10 protein-coding genes are annotated in these 20557 nt (G+C 58.6%); 8 read left to right on the top strand and 2 right to left on the bottom strand.

Annotated features, from left to right (window positions below; all coding sequences use genetic code 11):
* The first annotated feature begins 82 nt into the window (after positions 1–82).
* The gene (gene recN, locus HVX72_RS05460) at positions 83–1744 is read left to right on the top strand and encodes a DNA repair protein RecN (RefSeq protein WP_181822723.1); all 1662 of its coding nucleotides are present in this window, start codon (positions 83–85) and stop codon (positions 1742–1744) included.
* A gap of 149 nt (positions 1745–1893) precedes the next feature.
* A complete protein-coding gene (gene bamE, locus HVX72_RS05455; protein WP_042288296.1) occupies positions 1894–2238 on the top strand; it encodes an outer membrane protein assembly factor BamE in 345 nt (114 codons plus the stop codon).
* 108 nt (positions 2239–2346) lie between these two features.
* Here bamE and HVX72_RS05450 read toward each other — a convergent pair whose 3' ends face one another.
* On the bottom strand, positions 2347–2637 hold the full coding sequence (locus HVX72_RS05450; protein WP_042288298.1) for an RnfH family protein: 291 nt from the start codon (positions 2635–2637) through the stop codon (positions 2347–2349).
* Positions 2627–3064 carry a type II toxin-antitoxin system toxin RatA gene (ratA, locus tag HVX72_RS05445; RefSeq protein ID WP_042288300.1) on the bottom strand — a complete coding sequence of 146 codons (438 nt, stop codon included), beginning with the start codon at positions 3062–3064 and terminating at the stop codon, positions 2627–2629. Before ratA ends, HVX72_RS05450 begins: the two co-directional genes overlap by 11 nt.
* A 169-nt stretch (positions 3065–3233) precedes the next feature.
* On the opposite strand from ratA, the gene smpB reads away from it, so the two are divergent.
* From smpB to HVX72_RS05415, 6 genes are all read left to right on the top strand, one after another.
* On the top strand, positions 3234–3716 hold the full coding sequence (gene smpB / locus HVX72_RS05440; protein WP_042289030.1) for an SsrA-binding protein SmpB: 483 nt from the start codon (positions 3234–3236) through the stop codon (positions 3714–3716).
* 614 nt (positions 3717–4330) lie between these two features.
* Entirely contained in the window at positions 4331–4915 is a 585-nt protein-coding gene (locus HVX72_RS05435) for a BapA prefix-like domain-containing protein (RefSeq protein WP_181822722.1), read from the top strand.
* Positions 4912–16080 (top strand): BapA/Bap/LapF family large adhesin, encoded by an 11169-nt coding sequence (locus HVX72_RS05430; RefSeq protein ID WP_320338573.1) that lies wholly within the window; start codon positions 4912–4914, stop codon positions 16078–16080. Before HVX72_RS05435 ends, HVX72_RS05430 begins: the two co-directional genes overlap by 4 nt.
* A 78-nt stretch (positions 16081–16158) precedes the next feature.
* A complete protein-coding gene (locus HVX72_RS05425) occupies positions 16159–17565 on the top strand; it encodes a TolC family outer membrane protein (RefSeq protein ID WP_181822720.1) in 1407 nt (468 codons plus the stop codon).
* The gene (locus HVX72_RS05420) at positions 17562–19373 is read left to right on the top strand and encodes an ATP-binding cassette domain-containing protein (protein WP_181822719.1); all 1812 of its coding nucleotides are present in this window, start codon (positions 17562–17564) and stop codon (positions 19371–19373) included. Before HVX72_RS05425 ends, HVX72_RS05420 begins: the two co-directional genes overlap by 4 nt.
* Entirely contained in the window at positions 19354–20544 is a 1191-nt protein-coding gene (locus HVX72_RS05415; protein WP_181822718.1) for an HlyD family efflux transporter periplasmic adaptor subunit, read from the top strand. Before HVX72_RS05420 ends, HVX72_RS05415 begins: the two co-directional genes overlap by 20 nt.
* Positions 20545–20557: the final 13 nt, after the last annotated feature.

Genomic DNA, 20557 nt, shown 5'->3' with positions numbered 1-20557 from the left:
CACGTCAGCCTCTTTACTGGATAAAAAACCTGTTTATACTGTATGTAATTACAGTTATGGTTTTTCATACAGGAAAACGGCTATGTTGGCACAACTGACCATCAGCAATTTTGCAATCGTTCGTGAACTTGAGATCGATTTCCAGAGCGGAATGACCGTCATTACCGGGGAAACCGGGGCGGGTAAATCCATTGCGATTGATGCACTCGGCCTGTGTCTCGGAGGCCGGGCTGACGCCGACATGGTGCGAGCCGGCGCCGCACGTGCCGACCTCTGCGCTCGGTTTTCTCTGAAAGATACGCCTGCCGCCCTGCGTTGGCTGGAGGCCAACCAGCTCGAAGACGGACGTGAGTGTTTACTTCGCCGCGTCATTAGCAGCGACGGACGCTCCCGCGGCTTTATCAATGGCACTGCCGTTCCCCTCTCTCAGCTTCGCGAGCTGGGCCAATTGTTAATTCAGATTCACGGCCAGCATGCCCATCAGTTGCTGATCAAACCTGAGCACCAGAAATCGCTGCTTGACGGCTATGCCAATGAATCCCAGTTGGTGCAGGACATGGCTTCGCGCTACCAGTTGTGGCATCAAAGCTGCCGCGATCTGGCGCATCATCAACAGCAGAGCCAGGAACGCGCCGCACGCGCCGAGCTGTTGCAATATCAACTCAAAGAGCTTAACGAATTTAACCCGCAGGCGGGTGAATTTGAGCAAATTGATGAAGAGTACAAACGGCTGGCCAACAGCGGCCAGCTTCTCTCTACCAGCCAGAATGCGCTGGCGCTGCTGGCGGATGGCGATGATGTTAACCTGCAAAGCCAGCTGTATACCGCGAAGCAACTGGTCAGCGAACTGGTCAGCATGGACAGCAAACTTTCCGGCGTGCTGGATATGCTGGAAGAAGCGACCATTCAGTTAACCGAGGCCAGCGACGAGCTACGCCATTACTGCGATCGTCTGGATTTAGATCCTAATCGCCTGTTTGAACTTGAACAGCGTATTTCAAAACAAATCTCGCTGGCGCGTAAGCATCACGTCAGTCCGGAGGCGCTACCGCAGTATTATCAGTCTCTGCTGGAAGAACAGCAGCAGCTTGACGATCAGGCTGACTCGCTGGAAACGCTGACGCTGGCCGTTAACAAGCATCATCAGCAGGCGCTTGAGTCCGCGAAGGCGCTACATCAACAGCGTTTGCACTATGCACAGGAGCTAAGCGCGTTGATTACCGAGAGTATGCACTCACTCTCTATGCCGCATGGCCAGTTCACTATTGCCGTGAATTTTGACGAACATCATCTGAGCCTTGACGGCGCGGATCGCGTGGAGTTCAGGGTCACGACGAACCCCGGGCAGCCCATGCAGCCCATAGCCAAAGTCGCCTCCGGCGGCGAATTGTCGCGGATCGCGCTGGCGATCCAGGTGATCACCGCCCGTAAGATGGAAACCCCGGCGCTGATTTTTGATGAAGTGGATGTCGGGATCAGCGGACCAACCGCCGCCGTCGTCGGCAAGCTCCTGCGCCAGTTGGGAGAATCCACCCAGGTAATGTGCGTAACGCACCTTCCACAGGTGGCCGGCTGTGGTCATCAGCATTTCTATGTCAGCAAAGACACTGACGGTGAAATGACCGAAACCCATATGCAGCCGCTGGACAAACGCGCGCGCCTGCAGGAACTGGCGCGACTGTTGGGTGGTAGCGAAGTGACTCGCAATACCCTCGCAAACGCGAAAGAACTGCTGGCGGCATAAACTTTTTGGCCCCTTAACGGTCAGAGTAGACAACAAAAACGCCGACAGACCCGTAAGCAAAAGGTTTTAAAGTGGTGAAAGGTCTATTATCATCGGCATATTACATATGAGCCACGTACTGCTCGGGCCCGAAAAGGAATCAAATCACTATGCGCTGTAAAACGCTGACTGCTGCCGCAGCAGTATTATTGATGTTGACCGCAGGCTGTTCCACTCTGGAGCGAGTGGTTTACCGCCCTGATATCAACCAGGGGAACTACCTGACCGCTAACGACGTATCGAAAGTGCGCGTCGGCATGACTCAGCAACAGGTTGCCTATGCGCTGGGAACGCCAATGATGTCCGATCCGTTTGGCACAAATACCTGGTTCTACGTGTTCCGCCAACAGCCGGGACATGAAGGCGTAACGCAACAAACGCTAACGCTGACCTTTAACAGCAGCGGCGTGTTGACCAACATTGATAACAAGCCGGCATTGACCAAAAACCCCTAAACCAGGCTTGAGAACGTAAATCAAAATGTTAAAAGGTGCTCAATGAGCACCTTTTTTGTCACTGGCAGCGTTTGCCGACTGAAAGTATCGCGCCCCGCCGTATATAGCCTACTTATTGGCAGACTTCTCCGCCCGCTGTCTGCGCAACTCTTTCGGGTCGGCAATCAGTGGGCGATAAATTTCAACTCGATCACCCTCCTGCAGCGTATCGCTCAACTTCACCGGGCGGCTGTATATACCCACTTTGTTTTTCGCAAGATCAATATCGGTGCGTAGCTCGAGCAGACCGGAAGCGCGAATGGCGTCTTCCACCGTCGCCCCGTCATGCAGCGTGACGCGCTGCAGATACTGTTTTTCCGGTAACGCATAAGCCACCTCGACAACAATCTTAGCTGGCACTGTAAACCTCTTTTGCGCGCACAGTGAATGCCTGCACCATATTGGCGGCCAACTCTTTAAAGATACGACCAAACGCCAGCTCAATGAGTTTATTGGTAAACTCAAAGTCGAGATGAAATTCTACCCGGCAGGCTTCCTGACTCAGTGGGGTAAATTTCCAGCCGCCAATCAGTTTCTTAAACGGACCGTCGACCAGATTCATCAGAATGCTCTGGTTACGGGTTAACTGATTGCGCGTGGTAAACGTTTTACTGATCCCTGCTTTGGAGACATCAACTGCAGCCGTCATCTGCCCCGGCGTGGACTCCAGAACGCGGCTGCCGGTGCAACCCGGTAAAAACTGGGGATAGGACTGTACGTCATTCACTAACTGATACATCTGTTCCGCACTGTAAGGGACTAACGCGGTTCGACTAATCTGCGGCATAGCTATTTCCATCAACAAAAATCGAACAAATAATAGCATTTATCCTACGGTAAAAAAAACGCTATCCCGCAACAGGGTACACCCCGGTTCATGCTAAGATAATCCCTTCACCCCCTGAGGACGAAATGGGGTGTTTTTCGATTCCAGTTTACCTATACTGAGCGGCACTATGACGAAGAAAAAAGCACACAAACCTGGCTCAGCCACCATCGCGCTTAACAAACGTGCGCGACATGAATACTTCATCGAAGAAGAATTCGAAGCGGGACTCGCCCTGCAAGGATGGGAAGTGAAATCCCTGCGTGCCGGTAAAGCTAACATCGGCGACAGCTATGTCTTGTTACGCGACGGCGAAGCGTACCTGTTTGGCGCCAACTTTACGCCAATGGCTGTCGCATCGACCCACGTGGTTTGCGATCCTACCCGCACCCGTAAGCTGCTGCTTAATCAGCGCGAACTCGACTCGCTGTATGGCCGTGTTAACCGCGAAGGGTATACCGTGGTCGCGCTCTCTTTGTACTGGAAAAATGCCTGGTGCAAAGTCAAAATCGGCGTGGCGAAAGGTAAGAAACAGCACGATAAGCGTTCAGATGTGAAAGAGCGCGAATGGCAGCTTGATAAAGCCCGCATTATGAAAAATGCCGGGCGCTGACGCCTGCAGAATGTGACCAGCCCGACATTTTAGGCTGGTCACCTTTAATGACTCCCTGAAATCACAAAAATATATTCTCCCTGATCGTATAAATATATTTGCTGAATCGTTAAAATAACAAGAATATATCTTTAGATATATTTACAGTTATTGCATAGCCGAAGAACCCAATACTTCAAATAAATATTTTTTCTTCTTCTTAATCGTCTGAATAACATTACAGTTTATGCTTGTAATGACTTCCCCTTGCACAACAACCCTCCCTTTAAAAGCTTATATTACAATTACATAAATTATCATGCCGCTTTGCTTTAACCGTTTTCCATCCAGTAAAGTCCGACCCGGAGAATATATTTTAGTGAACCTAAGCAAATCGTTAATATTACTTAAGTTGCAGAAAGAGATCTTTCTGGCTATATCATCTAATACGAAAGTACCAGTACATAAAAACAAAAGGTTATTCAGCACACAACAAGCCGCCATCCGAACGACCAGTAAACAGAAATCATCCGCGAGAATTCATCATAACGATGAACGAGGGCGCTCGTCTGCGTATTTTCCTGATGGGTGATTTTAAAAAATAACGCACTGCGCAAGCTATCAGGAGTGAATATATGCGTCTTCTCGCCGTTGTATCCAAGTTGACGGGCGTTTCCACCAATGTCGAAGCCTCTGAAGTCACACTTAATACCCCTTCCATAGTGAAGTTAAGCGCGCAACGTGAAGAAATCAGCCAGCTTGCTCGCGTTAATCAGGATTTGGTCATTACTTTTCATTCCGGTGAAAAGGTGACCATTAAAAATTTCTACGTCACTAACGATCAGGGCGCGAGCCAGCTGGTGCTGGAAGACGACAACGGAGCCTTGTGGTGGGTAGAGAACCCGGAAGCAGGACTGCAGTTTGAGCAGATCTCATCCATCGATGTGCTGTTAATCACCGCAGGCGGCGCAAATGAAGGCGCCGCTATTTGGCCCTGGGTACTCGGCGGCGTAGTCGCTGCTGGCGGGATCGCGGCAATCGCCGCATCGGGCGGCGGTGGTGGGGACGATGACGACGACAATGGCAGCGGTAACCCGGGCGGCGGTACTGATACTGGCGGGGGTGGCACAGACAATGGTGGTGGCACTGACAATGGTGGCGGAGGCACCCCCCCCCTCCACCGGGAAGTGTTGATACCACCCCGCCCGCATCGCCACTGATCACCAGCGCGCTGGATGCCGTTGCTGGCATCACCGGCGCCATTCAAAATGGCCAAACCACAAACGACAACCAGCCTGTGCTCTTCGGTACTGGCGAAGTTGGGGCCGTTATTACCGTTTATGACAATGGTCAGGTTCTCGGTACAACAAACGTAGACGCCTCGGGCAACTGGAGCTTCACACCACCGTCTTCGCTCGCCGATGGCGAACATGAACTGACGGTTACCGCAACAGACAAGGCGGGCAATACCAGCGTCGTGTCCGGCGAATTCAGCTTCGTTGTAGATACGGTCCCCCCCGCTGCGGTATCGGGATTAACCATTTCTGAAGACGGGCTTTTCGTGTCCGGTACGGCGGAAGCTGGCAGTACGGTTACCCTGCTCGACAATCAACAAAATACGCTCGCAACCTTCACAGTTGATGAGAGCGGAACGTTTACTGTTCGCCTCACCTCTGCCCAGACCAACAGTGAGCAACTCGTTGCCACCATTACCGACGCAGCAAGCAACAGTGGCCCGAACACGCCATTTTTCGGCTCTGACTCGGGTTTTCCGGATGCCCCGGACATCACGGGCATCATTGACGATACTGAATCCACCGCCGTGACGTTAACCGACGGTCAGTTTACTAACGATACAACACCAACGCTTACCGGTACCGCCGAATCAGGAGCCGTAATAAAAGTTTATGAAAATGGCGTCGAGATCGGCAGCGTAACCGCGGTTAATGGCACATGGTCGCTTCCACTCAATAATGTTACAGAGGGACAGCATACCTACACCGCAACCCAAACCACGGCGAACGGCACAAGCGGCGATGCAGAGACGTTTTCGATAACGGTTGATATCACTGCCCCAGACGCACCTGGCGATCTACAGGTTTCTCCGGACGGTAGCGTCCTGACCGGTAGCGCTGAAGCCGGGAGTACCGTGACGATCGCTAACAGTGACGGAGCTACGCTTGGTACCGTGACCGCAGGCAGCGATGGGAAATTCACATTCCCGCTCTCCCCGGCCTTTGTGAATGGCGAAGTATTGACCGCGGTTGCCATCGATAAGGCGGGAAATCCAGGCGCTTCAGGTAACGCCACCGCGCCGGACATCACTCCACCGCAGCCAGCCGGTAATCTTGACGTTTCCGATGACGGCGCCACCGTCACCGGCACTGCCGAACCGGGCAGCACCGTCACCATTCGCGATCCCGATGGCAATCCGCTGGGCCAGGGCACTACGGACGATCAGGGGAATTTCAGTGTCGACCTCGACACGCCGCAGACCAACGGCGAGACCTTAACCGCTGTGGTCACCGATCCGGCGAACCAGGAGAGCACGCCAGCTTCTGTTACCGCACCCGACACCACCGCGCCACTGCCAGCCGGTAACCTGGATGTTTCCGATGATGGCCTCACGGTCACCGGTACAGCCGAACCGGGCAGCACCGTCACCATTCGCGATCCCGATGGCAATCCGCTGGGCCAGGGCACTACGGACGATCAGGGGAATTTCAGTGTCGACCTCGACACGCCGCAGACCAACGGCGAGACCTTAACCGCTGTGGTTACCGATCCGGCGAACCAGGAGAGCACACCAGCCTCTGTTACCGCACCCGACACCACCGCGCCGCAGCCTGCCGGTAATCTTGATGTTTCCGATGATGGCCTCACGGTCACCGGTACAGCCGAAGCAGGCGCCACCGTGACCATCTACGGCAGCGACAGCGCACCGCTGGGTAGCGCAGTGGTTCAGGATGATGGTACGTTCACCGTTACCCTGAACACGCCGCAGACCAACGGTCAGATTGTGACCGCAATTGTCACCGATCCCGCGAACCAGGAAAGTCTTCCGGCAACTGCCACCGCACCCGACACCACTCCGCCGCAGCCTGCCGGTAACCTGGACGTTTCCGATGATGGCATCACGGTCACCGGGACCGCCGAAGCCGGTACTAGCGTGACCATCTACGCCAGCGACAATACGCCACTCGGTTCCGCGCTGGTTCAGCCCGACGGTACTTTCACCGTTACCCTGAATATACCGCAGACTAACGGCGAAATTTTAACCGCTATCGTCACCGATCCGGCAAACCTGACCAGTTCTCCAGCCACCACCACTGCGCCTGACACCACCGCGCCGCTGGCGGCGGGTAATCTGGATGTTTCGGACGACGGCGCCACCGTCACCGGGACCGCCGAAGCCGGTACTACCGTGACCATCTACGCCAGCGACAATACGCCGCTCGGTTCCGCGCTGGTTCAGCCCGACGGTACCTTTACCGTCACGCTCGACACACCGCAAACTAACGGCGAGATCTTAACGGCTGTCGTCACCGACACGGTGAATCTGACCAGCCCACCGTCGACGACCATCGCGCCGGACATCACTCCACCGCAGCCAGCCGGTAATCTTGACGTTTCCGATGACGGCGCCACGGTCACCGGCACTGCCGAACCGGGCAGCACCGTCACCATTCGCGATCCCGATGGCAATCCGTTGGGCCAGGGCACTACGGACGATCAGGGGAATTTCAGTGTCGACCTCGACACGCCACAGACCAACGGCGAGACCTTAACCGCTGTGGTCACCGATCCGGCGAACCTGGAGAGCACGCCAGCCTCTGTTACCGCGCCCGACACCACCGCGCCGCAGCCGCCATCGAACGTGGAGGTGTCCGCGGATGGCAGTTCCCTGACCGCCACCGCCGAGCCGGGCAGTCGGATCACCGTTAAAGACAGCGAAGGCAATACTCTGGCGGTATCTGATCCGGTTCCGGCGAACGGCACCGTTACCGTTTCGCTCACTCCTGCCGTGGTTAATGGCGAAACCCTCACGGTGACCGCCACCGATGGATCAAATAACACCAGTCAGCCCACCAGCGTGCAGGCACCCGATATCACCGCGCCGGAAGCGCCGGTGGTGGTATCGATTGCCGATGACTTCGGCGGGGTCAACGGTAACCTGGATACCGGGCAAAGCACCGATGACAACCGACTGACCTTCAGCGGTACCGGTGAACCGGGAGCGACCATCACCATTTTGAACGGCGGCGTGCCGCTGTCGGGTACGGCTATCGTAGACCCTGATGGCAACTGGACGCTGACCACAGACGTTCTCCCTGATGGTGAGTACACCTTCACCGCCACGGCAACCGACGGACAGGACCAGACCAGTCCCGCGTCCGATGCCGTCGTCATTACGGTCGATACCACCGCGCCTACGGCGCCGGTTCTGACCATTACCGACAATACCGGGGAAATTACGGGCGAGCTGACCAATAACGCCGTCACCGACGCCACGCAGCCAGTGCTGAGCGGAATCGGTACCGCCGGAGACATCATTACGGTGTATGACGGCACAACGGCGATTGGCACAACCGAAGTCACCAACGCCGGTACGTGGAGCTTTACCCCGGCGCCAGCGCTCAGCGAAGGCAGCCATACCCTCAGCGTCACCGCCAGCGATCCGCTGGGAAATACCAGCACGAACTCCGCCGCAATCGTCATTACCGTCGATACCACCGCCCCCGCCACCCCGGCGCTGACCGTGGTCGACGGTGATGATGCGCCGTTAAGCAACGGCCAGGCGACCAACGAAACACAGCCGGTTCTCAGCGGAACGGGAGTCAACGGCGAGCGCGTTACCATTTACGACAAGGGTGTTGAGGTGGCCACCGTCACGATCGCCGACGGCGCCTGGGAATATCCTTCCGCCGTACTGGGCGAGGGTGAGCATGTGTTTACCATCACCGTGACCGATGCGGCAGGCAACGTCAGCGCTCCCTCCGCGCCAACCGGTATCGTGGTGGATACAACCGCGCCAGCAACGCCGAACCTGACGATCACTGATAACGTCGGCAGCCAGACGGGCTCGCTGGATAACGCGCAGTTCACCGACGATACGCTGCCGCTGCTGAGCGGAAGCGGCACCGCAGGCGACACCATCATCATTACCCTTGACGGCGTGGCGCTGCCGCCGTTAATCATCGATAACGCCGGTAACTGGAGCTATCAACTGACGACGCCGCTGACATCGGGTGACCACGTCATCTCGCTGACCGTCACCGATCCAGCGGGAAACAGCACCACATCGCCGGATCGTATCGTGCGTGTGGACGCCCAGGCGCCGACCACGCCAACCCTCACGGTTAACGAGGATAGCGGGCCGCTGAGCAACGGCGGCCAGACGAACGATACCACCCCGACCCTGAGCGGAACGGGCGAAACGGGCAGTATCGTCACCATACTGAATAACGGCGTGGCGATCGGTACGGCAGAAGTCATTGGCGGCGCCTGGAACTTCACGCCGACCACTCCGCTTGCCGAGGGCAGCTATAGCTTTAGCGTCACGGCGTCCGATGCAGCCGGGAACATCAGCCCGCCGTCGGCTGAGTTTGATTTAACGGTCGATACCCGCGCGCCCGATGCGCCGTTTATCACCTCACCGACCAGCCCAGCGGCGACTAACCAGCCTGAACAACCCGTCAGCGGCACTGGCGAACCGGGCAGCACCGTCACCCTCTCCAGCGGCGCAACCGTGGTCGGCACGGCGCTAGTTGATGGCGACGGCAACTGGACAATTGTCCCTGACGCGCCGCTTACCGAAGGTTCCTATACCCTCACGGCAGTCGCCACCGATCCGGCAGGGAATGCGAGCCAGCCTTCCGCCCCGATCACCTTAAACGTTGACCTTACCCCGCCGGCAACACCGCAGAACGTACTGATTTCTGACGACGGCGGAACGGTAACCGGCACTGCGGAAGCAGGAAGCACGGTGATCATCCGTGACAATAACGGCAACGTGATCGGCACCGGCGTGGCGACGGGCGGCAACTTCAGCATTGATATCACCCCGGCGCAAACCGGCACCAACACCCTGACAGCCACCGCGCAGGATGCGGCAGGTAACCTCAGTATTCCGGCTGACTTTGCCGGATCCGGCACGGGGCTGCCGGTGATTAGCGCCGTGGTCGACGATGCAGGCGGCGTGCTGGGTGATGTGCGTGACGGAGAGACCACCGATGACACCCTGCCCGGCCTGCGTGGTACCGCTACGCCAGGTTCAACGCTCAATGTTCTGGTCGACGGCGTGAATGTCGGCACGGTAACCGTTGACGGCACCGGGAACTGGGTCTGGACAGCCACCACGGCGCTGGGTGAAGGCGAGCATACCTTCCAGGTAGTCGACAGTGCAGATTCAAGCAAAGCCTCGGCGGTGGTTACCATCACCCTCGACCTCACCCCGCCCGCTCAGCCAGTCATCGGCGGCGTGACGGACGATGTCGGGCCGGGTACCGGCACGCTCACCAGTGGCGACACCACTAACGATGCGCGCCCGACCCTCAACGGTACCGGAACCGACGGCGAGACGATTTCGATTTACGATGGCGCCACACTGCTCGGGGTAACGCAGGTGGTCAACGGCGTATGGTCCTTTACTCCAACGACGGCGCTGGGTGAAGGCAGCCACAGTCTGACCATTACCGCCACCGATGCCGCGGGCAACGTCAGTGCGCCGTCAGCAGCGTTTGAGGTGGTTGTGGACACCACCGCGCCGCTGGCGCCAGCGATCACGTCGGCTACCGATGACAGCGATCCGCAAACCGGCATCATCTCCAACGGCGGCAGCACAAACGACACCACGCCAGCCTTTACCGGTAGCGGTGAAGAAGGCAGTACCATTACGTTCTACGACAACGGTGTAAACATCGGCACTACGACCGTGACCAACGGTAGCTGGAGCTTCACGCCGCCTGCGCTCAGCGCCGGAACACACACCATAACCGTCACCGCTACCGATGCGATCGGTAACGTCAGCGCCCCGTCTGCGGGGTATACCGTTACCGTGGACACCGCCGCGCCGCGCGCGCCGGTGATCCAGAGCGTTACTGACGATACCGCTCCTGCCACCGGCGTACTGGCGAACGGGCAAAGCACTAACGACAGCCAGCCGACCTTCCAGGGGACGGCGGAGCCAGGCGCAACCGTCACCCTCTATGATGGCGCCACCGTAATCGGCAGCGTCGTCGCTGGCACAGACGGCAGTTGGTCGCTTTCTCCGGACAGTCCGTTAAGCAGCGGCCTGCATAACCTGACCGTTACGGCGACGGATGCCGCAGGGAACGAAGGTCCGGCGGCATCCTTCACTCTGACCGTCGATACCCAGGCGCCATCGGCGCCGGTCATCAGCGCGGTCACCGATGATGTCGCCCCCAACAGCGGCACACTGGCAAACGGACAAAGTACCAACGATACGCGCCCAACGTTGTCCGGAACGGCCGAAGCCAACAGCACCGTCAACATTTTTGACGGTACGACCCTGCTCGGCACTGTGCAGGCAGACGGCACAGGCGCCTGGACCTTTACGCCGCCTACCGCACTCGCCAGCGGTTCGCATACCTTTAACGTGACCGCGACCGATACCGCAGGCAACGTCAGCCTCGGCGCGGGATTTAGCCTGGTGGTGGATACCGTCGCGCCCGTGGCGCCCGCCATCGTCAACGTGACCGATAACGTCACGCCGGGTACGGGCGATCTCACTAACGGCCAGACCACCAACGATCCTCGTCCCGTCATCACCGGGACGGGCGAGCCGGGTAGCACCATTAACGTCTTCGACGGCAGCGTCCTGCTTGGCACTGCGGTAGTCAACGAAGGTGGTAGCTGGAGCTACAGACCAGACGGGCTGGCGCAGGGGACGCACACGCTACGGGTGACAGCCACCGACAGCGCGGGCAATACCGGTCCGGCATCGGCAAACTTTACCCTGACGGTCGATACCGCCGCGCCTGTCGCACCGGTTATCAGCAGCGTGACCGATGACGCAGGCCCGGTGACCGGCAGCCTGACCAGCGGTCAGTCCACCAACGATACGCGCCCCACCTTTACCGGGACGGGCGAGCCTGGTACCACCATCAGCGTTGCGGATAACGGCGTGCCTATCGGCACGGCGACAGTAGGCAGCAACGGCGCCTGGACCTTTACCCCAACCAGCGATCTCGGTCAGGGCACGCATTCGCTAACCTTTACCCCAACGGACGCTGCGGGCAATACGGGTCCGGCGGCTAGTTTCACCCTGGCAGTAGACAGTGTCGCTCCGCTGGCGCCAGCGATCACCTCGGTGGTGGATGACAGCGCACCGCAGACCGGCAACCTGTCGCCCAATCAGAGCACTAACGACACCCGTCCGACGCTTAACGGAACGGGAGAAGCAGGCACCACGCTCACCTTCAGCGATAACGGAACGGTCATCGGCAGCGTCGTCGTGAGCGCCAACGGGACATGGAGCTTTACGCCAACCACGGCACTCGGCAACGGGCCGCACACGCTTTCCGTGAGCGCCACTGATACGGCGGGCAACGTCGGCCCATCCAGCAGCTTCAGCCTGACGGTGGACACCCAAACGCCAGCCGCACCGGTCATCACCACGATCCTTGATGACGTCAGCAACAACACTGGCGCAGTAGGCAGCGGGCAAAGCACCAACGATACGCTGCCGGAACTGCGCGGCACCAGTGAGCCGGGGGCGTTTATCAATATCTACGATGGCGCAACCCTGCTTACGCCGACGCCGATTCAGGCGGATGCGAACGGGGCGTGGAGCTTTACGCCGACGACTGCGCTGGGCGAAGGGTCGCATAGCTTTACGGCCCAGGCCACCGACGCGGCGGGCAACGTCAGCCCGACCTCGGCAATCTCCAGCATTGTTGTCGACACCACGCCGCCTGCCGCGCCAGCGAACCTGGCGGTGGTCGCCAACGGCACCAGCGTAACCGGTACGGCGGAAGCGGGCAGCACGATTACCATCACCGGCAGCAACGGCACGGTGCTGGGTACCGGCGTCGCAGACGGCTCCGGCAATTTCTCCATTGTCATCACGCCGGCGCAGGTTGGCGGAGAAACCCTGCAGGTGGTTGCCCAGGACCGGGCTGGCAACATCGGAACGGCAGGCAGCGTCGAAGCGCCGTTTACCGGTCTGCCAGGCGCACCGGTGATTGTCTCACTGACCGATGAGGTTGGTTCAATCACCGGGCTGGTGGCCAACGGTCAGGCGACTAACGACGCCACACCGCTGATCAACGGCACCGCACAGCCATCCTCAACCATCACCATCTACAGCGACGGCGTGGCGATTGGCACCACCACTGCCAACGCCCAAGGGAGCTGGTCGTTCACCCCGCCTGCCGGTATGGCTGACGGGGCGCACGCGCTGACCGCCACGGCAACCAACGCTAACGGCACCGGCACCTTTTCTTCCACCTTTAACGTCACGATAGACACCGTGACGGCTGCGCCCACCGGCAGCATCAGCGCTGACGGCGCCAGCATCAGCGGGACCGCCGAAGCGGGCAGTACGGTCACGATCACCCTCAGTACCGGCGAGACGCTCACCACCACTGCCAACAGTAGCGGTAATTACACCCTGACTTTCGACCGCAAACAGACCAGCGGGGAAAATATCAGCGTCAGCGCCACTGATGCGGTTGGCAACGTTTCAACCACCACCCAGGTTCAGGCGCCAACGCTCCCCATCGCCGCCAGCGATAACGTGGAGAACCTGACCATCACCACCGACGCCACCGTGACCACCAATGACTACAGCGACTACGGTTTGCTGCTGGTAGGCGCGCTCGGCAACGTGGCGAACGTGCTGGGCAACGATACGGCGGCGGTCGAGTTCACCGTCCAGGACGGCGGAAGCGCCAATCTGGTGATCGACGCCAGTACCACCGGGGTAGTGCTCTCGCTGCTCAATACCCAGGAAGTGGCGATCCAGAAATACGATGCGGCCACTAACTCGTGGACAACGGTCATCGACACCGCTCAGGCACAGTTCGCCAACCTGCTGACGCTGGGCAGCAGCGGCGTAACGGTGAACGTCACCGGATTAGAGGGCGGAACCTATCGGGTGCTGACCTATAACACCGCTCTGCTGGCGACGGGCTCTTACACTGCGCTGAACGTCAACGTCGAGCAGACCAGCGCAGGCGCCATCACCAGCGCGGAAACGCAAACCGGTAACGTACTGAACAACGACAGCGCGCCGCAGGACACCGTAGTAACAACGGTTACCAGCACCAACGGCAACAGCGTTACGCTCGGCTCCGGCAGCAGCGTCCTTCAGGGCGTCTACGGGACACTGACCATCAATCCGGACGGCAGCTACAGCTACGCGCTGAACCCGAACAGCCCGGCATCGGTGGTCGGTCGAACCGAAAGCTTCACCTACACTATCACCGGCGGCGGTAATACAACCTCGGCGAAACTGGTGATCACGCTGGGCAATGAGACTCCGGCCAGCAGCGTTACGGCTGTCGATAACGTCGCTACCCTGCCCTATGACACGCTGGTGGACGCCGTTAACAATGGTCCGTCTTCGCAGGGTGGTTTTACCGTGGTGAACGTTAGCCTCGGCAACGTGCTGGATGTTGGGGTGCTCGACAGACTGAGTAACCCGATAATCTTCGACGTTGAAGAAGGCACAACGCGTACCATGACGCTGCAATCATCGATAGGCGGCGTGGCGGTGGCGTCGAGTTTTGACCTCTATATCTATCGCTTTAATGATGTCACCCAGCAGTTTGAACAGTGGCGGGTAGAGCGAAACTGGCTGAACGCGCCGCTCCTGGGCGGTCAGTCCAATCCGTTGACCCTCAACCTCCCGGGCGGTGAATACCTGTTCCTGCTGAACCCGTCATTTGGCATCACGGCGCTGACTGGCTATACGCTGAACATCCTTGAGGATCATGTTTACAGCGTAGAAAGCCTGAGCACCACCACTCAGGGCAACGTGCTGAACGACGATGTCGCGCCAGACGGAACGCTGGTGACCCAGGTGAACGGCGTCGCGGTGGCACAGACCGGCACCACGACGATTGTGGGTGCCTGGGGCACGCTGACCATTGATGCGCAGGGGAACTACACCTACACCCTGAAAAGCGGCCTCGGAGCCGACAGCACCTCCACGCCGGACAGTTTCGTTTATACGGTCCGGGCGCCAAACGGCGATACTGACACCGCTTCACTCAATATCCAGCCAACCGCCCGCGCGCTGGATGCCGTGAACGATGTCAGCGACACCCTGATTGCGCCGTCGGTGCAGGATACGGTGAGCTATCTGGACAGTTCTGTCGGCACAGCAAGTTGGGGAGCGTTTGGCAGAACCGGCAGCGGCAGCGGGACCTTTGACGTCGCGGCTGGCACAATTCTGAAAGGCGCAGCGATAGTCTTTAACGTTTCTACGCTGATCACACTCGGCAACCTGACCATCACCTGGACGGTGCTGGAAAATGGCGTAGTGATTCGCACCGGCACCGTACCGGTTTCCAATATCACCCTCGGCGGCGCCACGGTAACCGTCAATCTCACCGGGCTGGAGCTGGACGGCGGCACGTATACGCTGAACTTCACCGGTAACAACACTCTGGTGGGGGCTGCGACCATTACGCCGCGTATCACCGGTACCACAGTCGATCTGGATAATTTCGAAACCTCCGGTACGCATACCGTCAACGGCAATATCTTTGACGGCAGCGACGCCTCTGGCGTGCTGGATCAACTGAACACCGTCGATACGCGTCTGACGGTAACCGGTTTTAACGGCAGTACCGCGACGCTGGATCCGTATTCCAGCGGGACGACCACCATCCAGGGGCAGTACGGCTCGCTGCAAATCCGCGCTGACGGCTCTTATACCTACACGCTGGACAACGGCGTCGCACTCTCATCTATGTCCACGAAGGAGACCTTTACCTACAAACTGGATGACACCCGTGGTCATACCGACACCGCCACCCTGACGGTAGATATTGCTCCGCAGGTCGTTAGCACCACGCAGAACGATGTCCTGGTGGGATCGGCCTACGGCGACACGTTGATCTACAACCTGCTTAACGCCAGCAGCGCGACGGGCGGAAACGGTACGGATACGTGGAGAAACTTCTCGCTGACGCAGAGCGACAAAATCGACATTGGCGACCTGTTGGTGGGCTGGAACGGAGATAACGCCACGCTCGGCAGTTATCTCAACGTCAGCACCAGCGGCGGCAACACCACGATATCCATCGACCGCGACGGCGCGGGGAGCACGTATCAGTCAACGGCACTCGTCACCCTGGAGAACGTACAGACCACGCTCAATGAGCTGATTGAACAGAACCATATTGTGACCTGATAAGTACAAAAAACGACAACACAACGACCCCGGGCGCACGCCCGCCCGGGGCAAAAAGCAGCTTAGGGAAGTAAAAAAATGGGAAAACGACAGCTAACAGGTTGGTGGCTGGCGGGACATCTGTACGCGTTCCCGGCGATTGCCGTCGAGGAACCGCCCCGCATCGCCCCACAGCAATGGGTTGAGCAGCAGGAACTGCCCTCGCTGAATGGACCAATGCCGCTCACCGGCGACAGCGCCGCGCCCGGCGAACTTACCCTTTCTCAGGCGGTCAATCGCGCTGTCTCCTGGCATCCGTCGATCGCCGAAGTGATCGGCAAACTGTATGCCCAAATCCAGCAGGTGGACGTCGCCAAAGCCAAATATTATCCGCAGATTAATGCCGGGATGAATAACGGGTACACCAACAGCTACTCCGACAGCGGATTCAGCCCGTCGCTGGTACTTTCCCTCTCGCAAATGCTCTACGACTTCGGCAAAGTCGCCAGTCAGGTGCGGGCGGAAAACGCAGGCGTCGCGCAGGAGCAGGCGAACGTACTGGTGAGCATTGATAACGTCGGCCTTGAGACCGCCTCCACCCTCGTGCAAGTGCAAACCTGGCAACAAATGGTGGAAGTGGCTAAAGAGCAACTCGACGCCCTGAGCAGCATCGGCAGACTGGCGAACCAGCGTAACGACGAAGGCGCCAGCTCGCTTTCCGATGTGGTGCAGACCGACGCGCGCATTGAAGGCGCGCGCGCCCAGCTTGTCCAGTATCAGGCCAACCTCGAAAGTTCGCAGGAGACGCTGAAAACCTGGCTGGGCTGGAAAAACCTCAACGCCATTAGCAATGAATTCCCGGCGATGCTCAACCGCAGCTGCGAGCAGGCCACGCCGGATGACAAACTGGTGCCCTCAGTGCTCGCCGCGTGGGCGCAGGCCAACGTCGCTCAGGCGAATCTGGACTACGCCAACGCGCAAATGACGCCGACAGTCTCGCTGGAGCCGGAAGTGCGTCATTACCTGAACGATAACTATTCGGGCAGCGCCTCCATCGACCGCACCCAATATTCGGCATGGGTGAAAGTGGAGATGCCGATTTATCAGGGCGGCGGCTTAACCGCGCGTCGCAACGCCGCCAGCCATGCAGTGGAATCCGCCCAGTCCGCCATTCAGCGTACCCGACTGGATGTCCGCCAGAAATTGCTTTCCGATCGCAGCGAGGCAATGAATCTGGCGACATCGTTACAGATCCAAAAGCGCCAACAGACGCTGAGCGAGCGGACGCGGGAACTGTATCAACAACAATATCTCGATCTCGGTTCACGCCCCCTGCTCGATGTGCTGAATGCCGAACAGGAGGTGTATCAGGCCCGCTTTGCGCAGATCCAGACCGAAAGCCAACTGCATCAGCTCCAGCTTAACTGCCTGTACAACAGCGGACAGATACGCCGGGCGTTTGGCCTGGAAAACCGCACCATTCAGTCCGTGGAGATCCAGCCATGATCCATGCCGACATTCCGGCCAATGAGCCGATTAGCGCAGAGGCGCTGGCCAACTGGGCGCGAGCGATGAGCCATATCGCCGCCCATTATCGGATCGCCTGTTCTCCTGGCGCGTTACAGGCCAGCGCGCCGTGGTTTAAAGATAAAGCGATGCCACAAGCGCTTACCCAGTTAGCCCGCCAGGCCGGCCTTTCTTTTCAGCCGCTGACGCCAACCGGGCAATCCCTCAGCCGCTGGCGACTGCCGGTAGTCATTCAGCTTCAGGATGGCGAACTGGTGCTGGTGGAACAGTTTGATGGCGATAACCAGCTCGATGTCTGCTTTGTTAATGGCGACCTGCAACGTAACCGGCTCGCCCTGAGCGAACTGCTGCCGACCATCCGCTTTATCATCGCGCTACGTCCGCTTTCGGCAGTGAAGGACAGCCGGGTAGACGCCTATGTTTCACGTTTTCGTCCCGACTGGCTGAAAAGCCTGGTGCTGAAAGATCTGCGGCCTTACGGCCTGGTGATGCTGGCGGCGCTGTTGATCAACATCTTGTCTCTGTCCGGGATCGTTTTTTCCATGCAGGTTTATGACCGGGTGATCCCGGCGCAGTCGTGGCCATCGCTGTACGTGCTGGCGGTAGGCGTGCTGATCGCAATGCTGTTCGGTTTTTTGCTGCGACTCGCGCGCGGACATGTGATGGATCTGCTGGGCAAACGCGCCGACATGCGGGTTTCTGATCGCGTGTTCAGCCACGCGCTGCGCCTGCGCAACAGCGCGATCCCCCGTTCGACCGGCAGCTTTATTTCTCAACTGCGCGAGCTGGAACAGATCCGTGAAATGGTCACCTCCTCTACCCTTTCCACGATCGTCGATCTGCCCTTCTTCTTTCTGTTTATTGTGGTTCTGGCGATCATCGCCCCGCCACTGGCATGGATCGCCCCGATGGGCAATCTGTGTGGGGTGCTGGCTCGCTGGCAGCAGGTTAAGGCCGCCAAAAAGGGGCTGGACAGCATTATGGAACTGCCCACCGAGACCCAGCGTGACGAGACGCTGGTACATCAGGAGATCTTCCACGGCCATTATCTGTTTGAGAACGCGCAGTTTCGCTATCACAGCGAAGATCAGCGGGTACCGCTGCGCATCAACCGGCTGGAGATTGCCGCCGGTGAGCGCATTGCCGTGCTGGGGCGCAACGGCGCGGGGAAGTCGACGCTGCTACAGGCGCTGGCGGGCGGCGTGGATCTGGTCGAGGGCGATGCCCGTCTCGACAACATCAGCCTGCCGCACATTGATATGTCGGACTTGCGCCGCAACGTTGGCCTGCTCAGTCAGAACGCCCGCCTGTTCTTTGGCACCCTGCGTGAGAACCTGACGCTGGGCGCGCCGCACGCCAGCGATGACGAGATTTTTTCCGCGCTGGCGATCTGCGGTGCGGCGAACTTCGTAAAACGTCTGCCAAAAGGACTGGATCATCCGATTATGGAAGGGGGGACGGGCCTTTCCGGCGGGCAACGCCAGTCGATTTTGCTCGCACGGATGCTACTGCGTTCGCCAAATATCGTCCTGCTTGATGAACCCACCGCCTCGCTGGACGAGCATGCCGAGCGCGAGTTTATTCAACGTCTGGGGCAGTGGCTCGGCAATCGCACGCTGGTTGTTGCCACCCATCGCGTACCGGTGCTGGAACTGGTGGAGCGGGTGATCGTGCTCAAAGAAGGGCAACTGGTCATGGATGCGCCTAAAGCCCAGGCGCTGGGACAGAGTCGAATGGCCGCACAGGCTAACGCACGGGAGTGGAAAAATGAAAACCAGTCAGCCTGATCCTACGCTTGACGCACTCGACGACAGCCGCGAGCGAGAATTTTCAGGGGCCAGCCGGATCATCTGGCTAACCGGCATTTTGTGCCTGATGCTGGCGATTTGGGGATGGTTTGGCGTGCTGGATGAAGTATCGACCGGCACCGGGAAAGTGATCCCCAGTTCCCGTGAACAGGTATTGCAGTCGCTCGACGGCGGCATCCTCGCGGAACTGGTTGTGCATGAGGGCGATCAGGTGCAGGCCGGTCAGGTGCTGGCGCGCCTTGACCCGACACGTTCCGAATCCAACGTTGGCGAAAGTGCCGCCCGCTATCGCGCGTCGCTGGCCTCGAGCCAGCGTCTGACCGCAGAGGTGAGCGACCAACCGCTGGTCTTTTCCGACGAGCTGAAAGACTGGCCGGAACTGCTCGCCTCGGAAACGCGGCTTTATAACAGCCGCCGCGCCCAGCTTGCCGATGCGCAGTCAGACCTGAAAGAGGCGCTGGCGCTGGTGAATAAAGAGCTGGCGATTACCGAACGGTTGGCAAAAAGCGGCGCCGCCAGCCACGTTGAAGTACTGCGCCTGCAGCGGCAAAAAAGCGATATCGGGCTGAAGCTGACCGACTTGCGCTCACAATATTACGTCCAGGCGCGCGAGGCGCTTTCCAAAGCCAACGCGGAGGTCGCGATGCTCGCCGCGATCATCAAAGGGCGGGAAGATTCGGTAACGCGCCTGACCGTGCGCTCGCCGGTTCGCGGTATCGTGAAGAACATCCAGGTCACCACCATTGGCGGGGTTATCCCACCAAACGGCGAGATGATGGAGATTGTGCCGGTCGACGATCACCTGTTGATTGAAACCCGCCTGTCGCCGCGCGATATCGCGTTTATTCACCCAGGACAACGCGCGCTGGTGAAAATTACCGCCTACGATTACGCCATTTACGGCGGGCTGGAGGGCGTTGTAGAAACCATTTCGCCGGACACCATTCAGGATGAGGTCAAACCGGAGATCTTCTACTATCGCGTCTTTATCCGTACCGAACAGGACTATTTGCAGAACAAGTTGGGTCGACGCTTTTCCATCGTTCCCGGGATGATCGCCACCGTAGACATTAAAACGGGTGAAAAAACCATCGTCGACTATTTAATCAAACCGTTCAACCGGGCCAAAGAAGCGCTGCGCGAACGCTAACTGCCTGACGGAC

The sequence above is a fragment of the Citrobacter sp. RHB21-C05 genome (assembly GCF_013889015.1).
GTDB classification, from domain to species: Bacteria; Pseudomonadota; Gammaproteobacteria; order Enterobacterales; family Enterobacteriaceae; genus Citrobacter_A; species Citrobacter_A sedlakii.
Note: the sequence above shows the minus strand (reverse complement) of the source record. Positions and strands in the feature narration are given on the sequence as shown.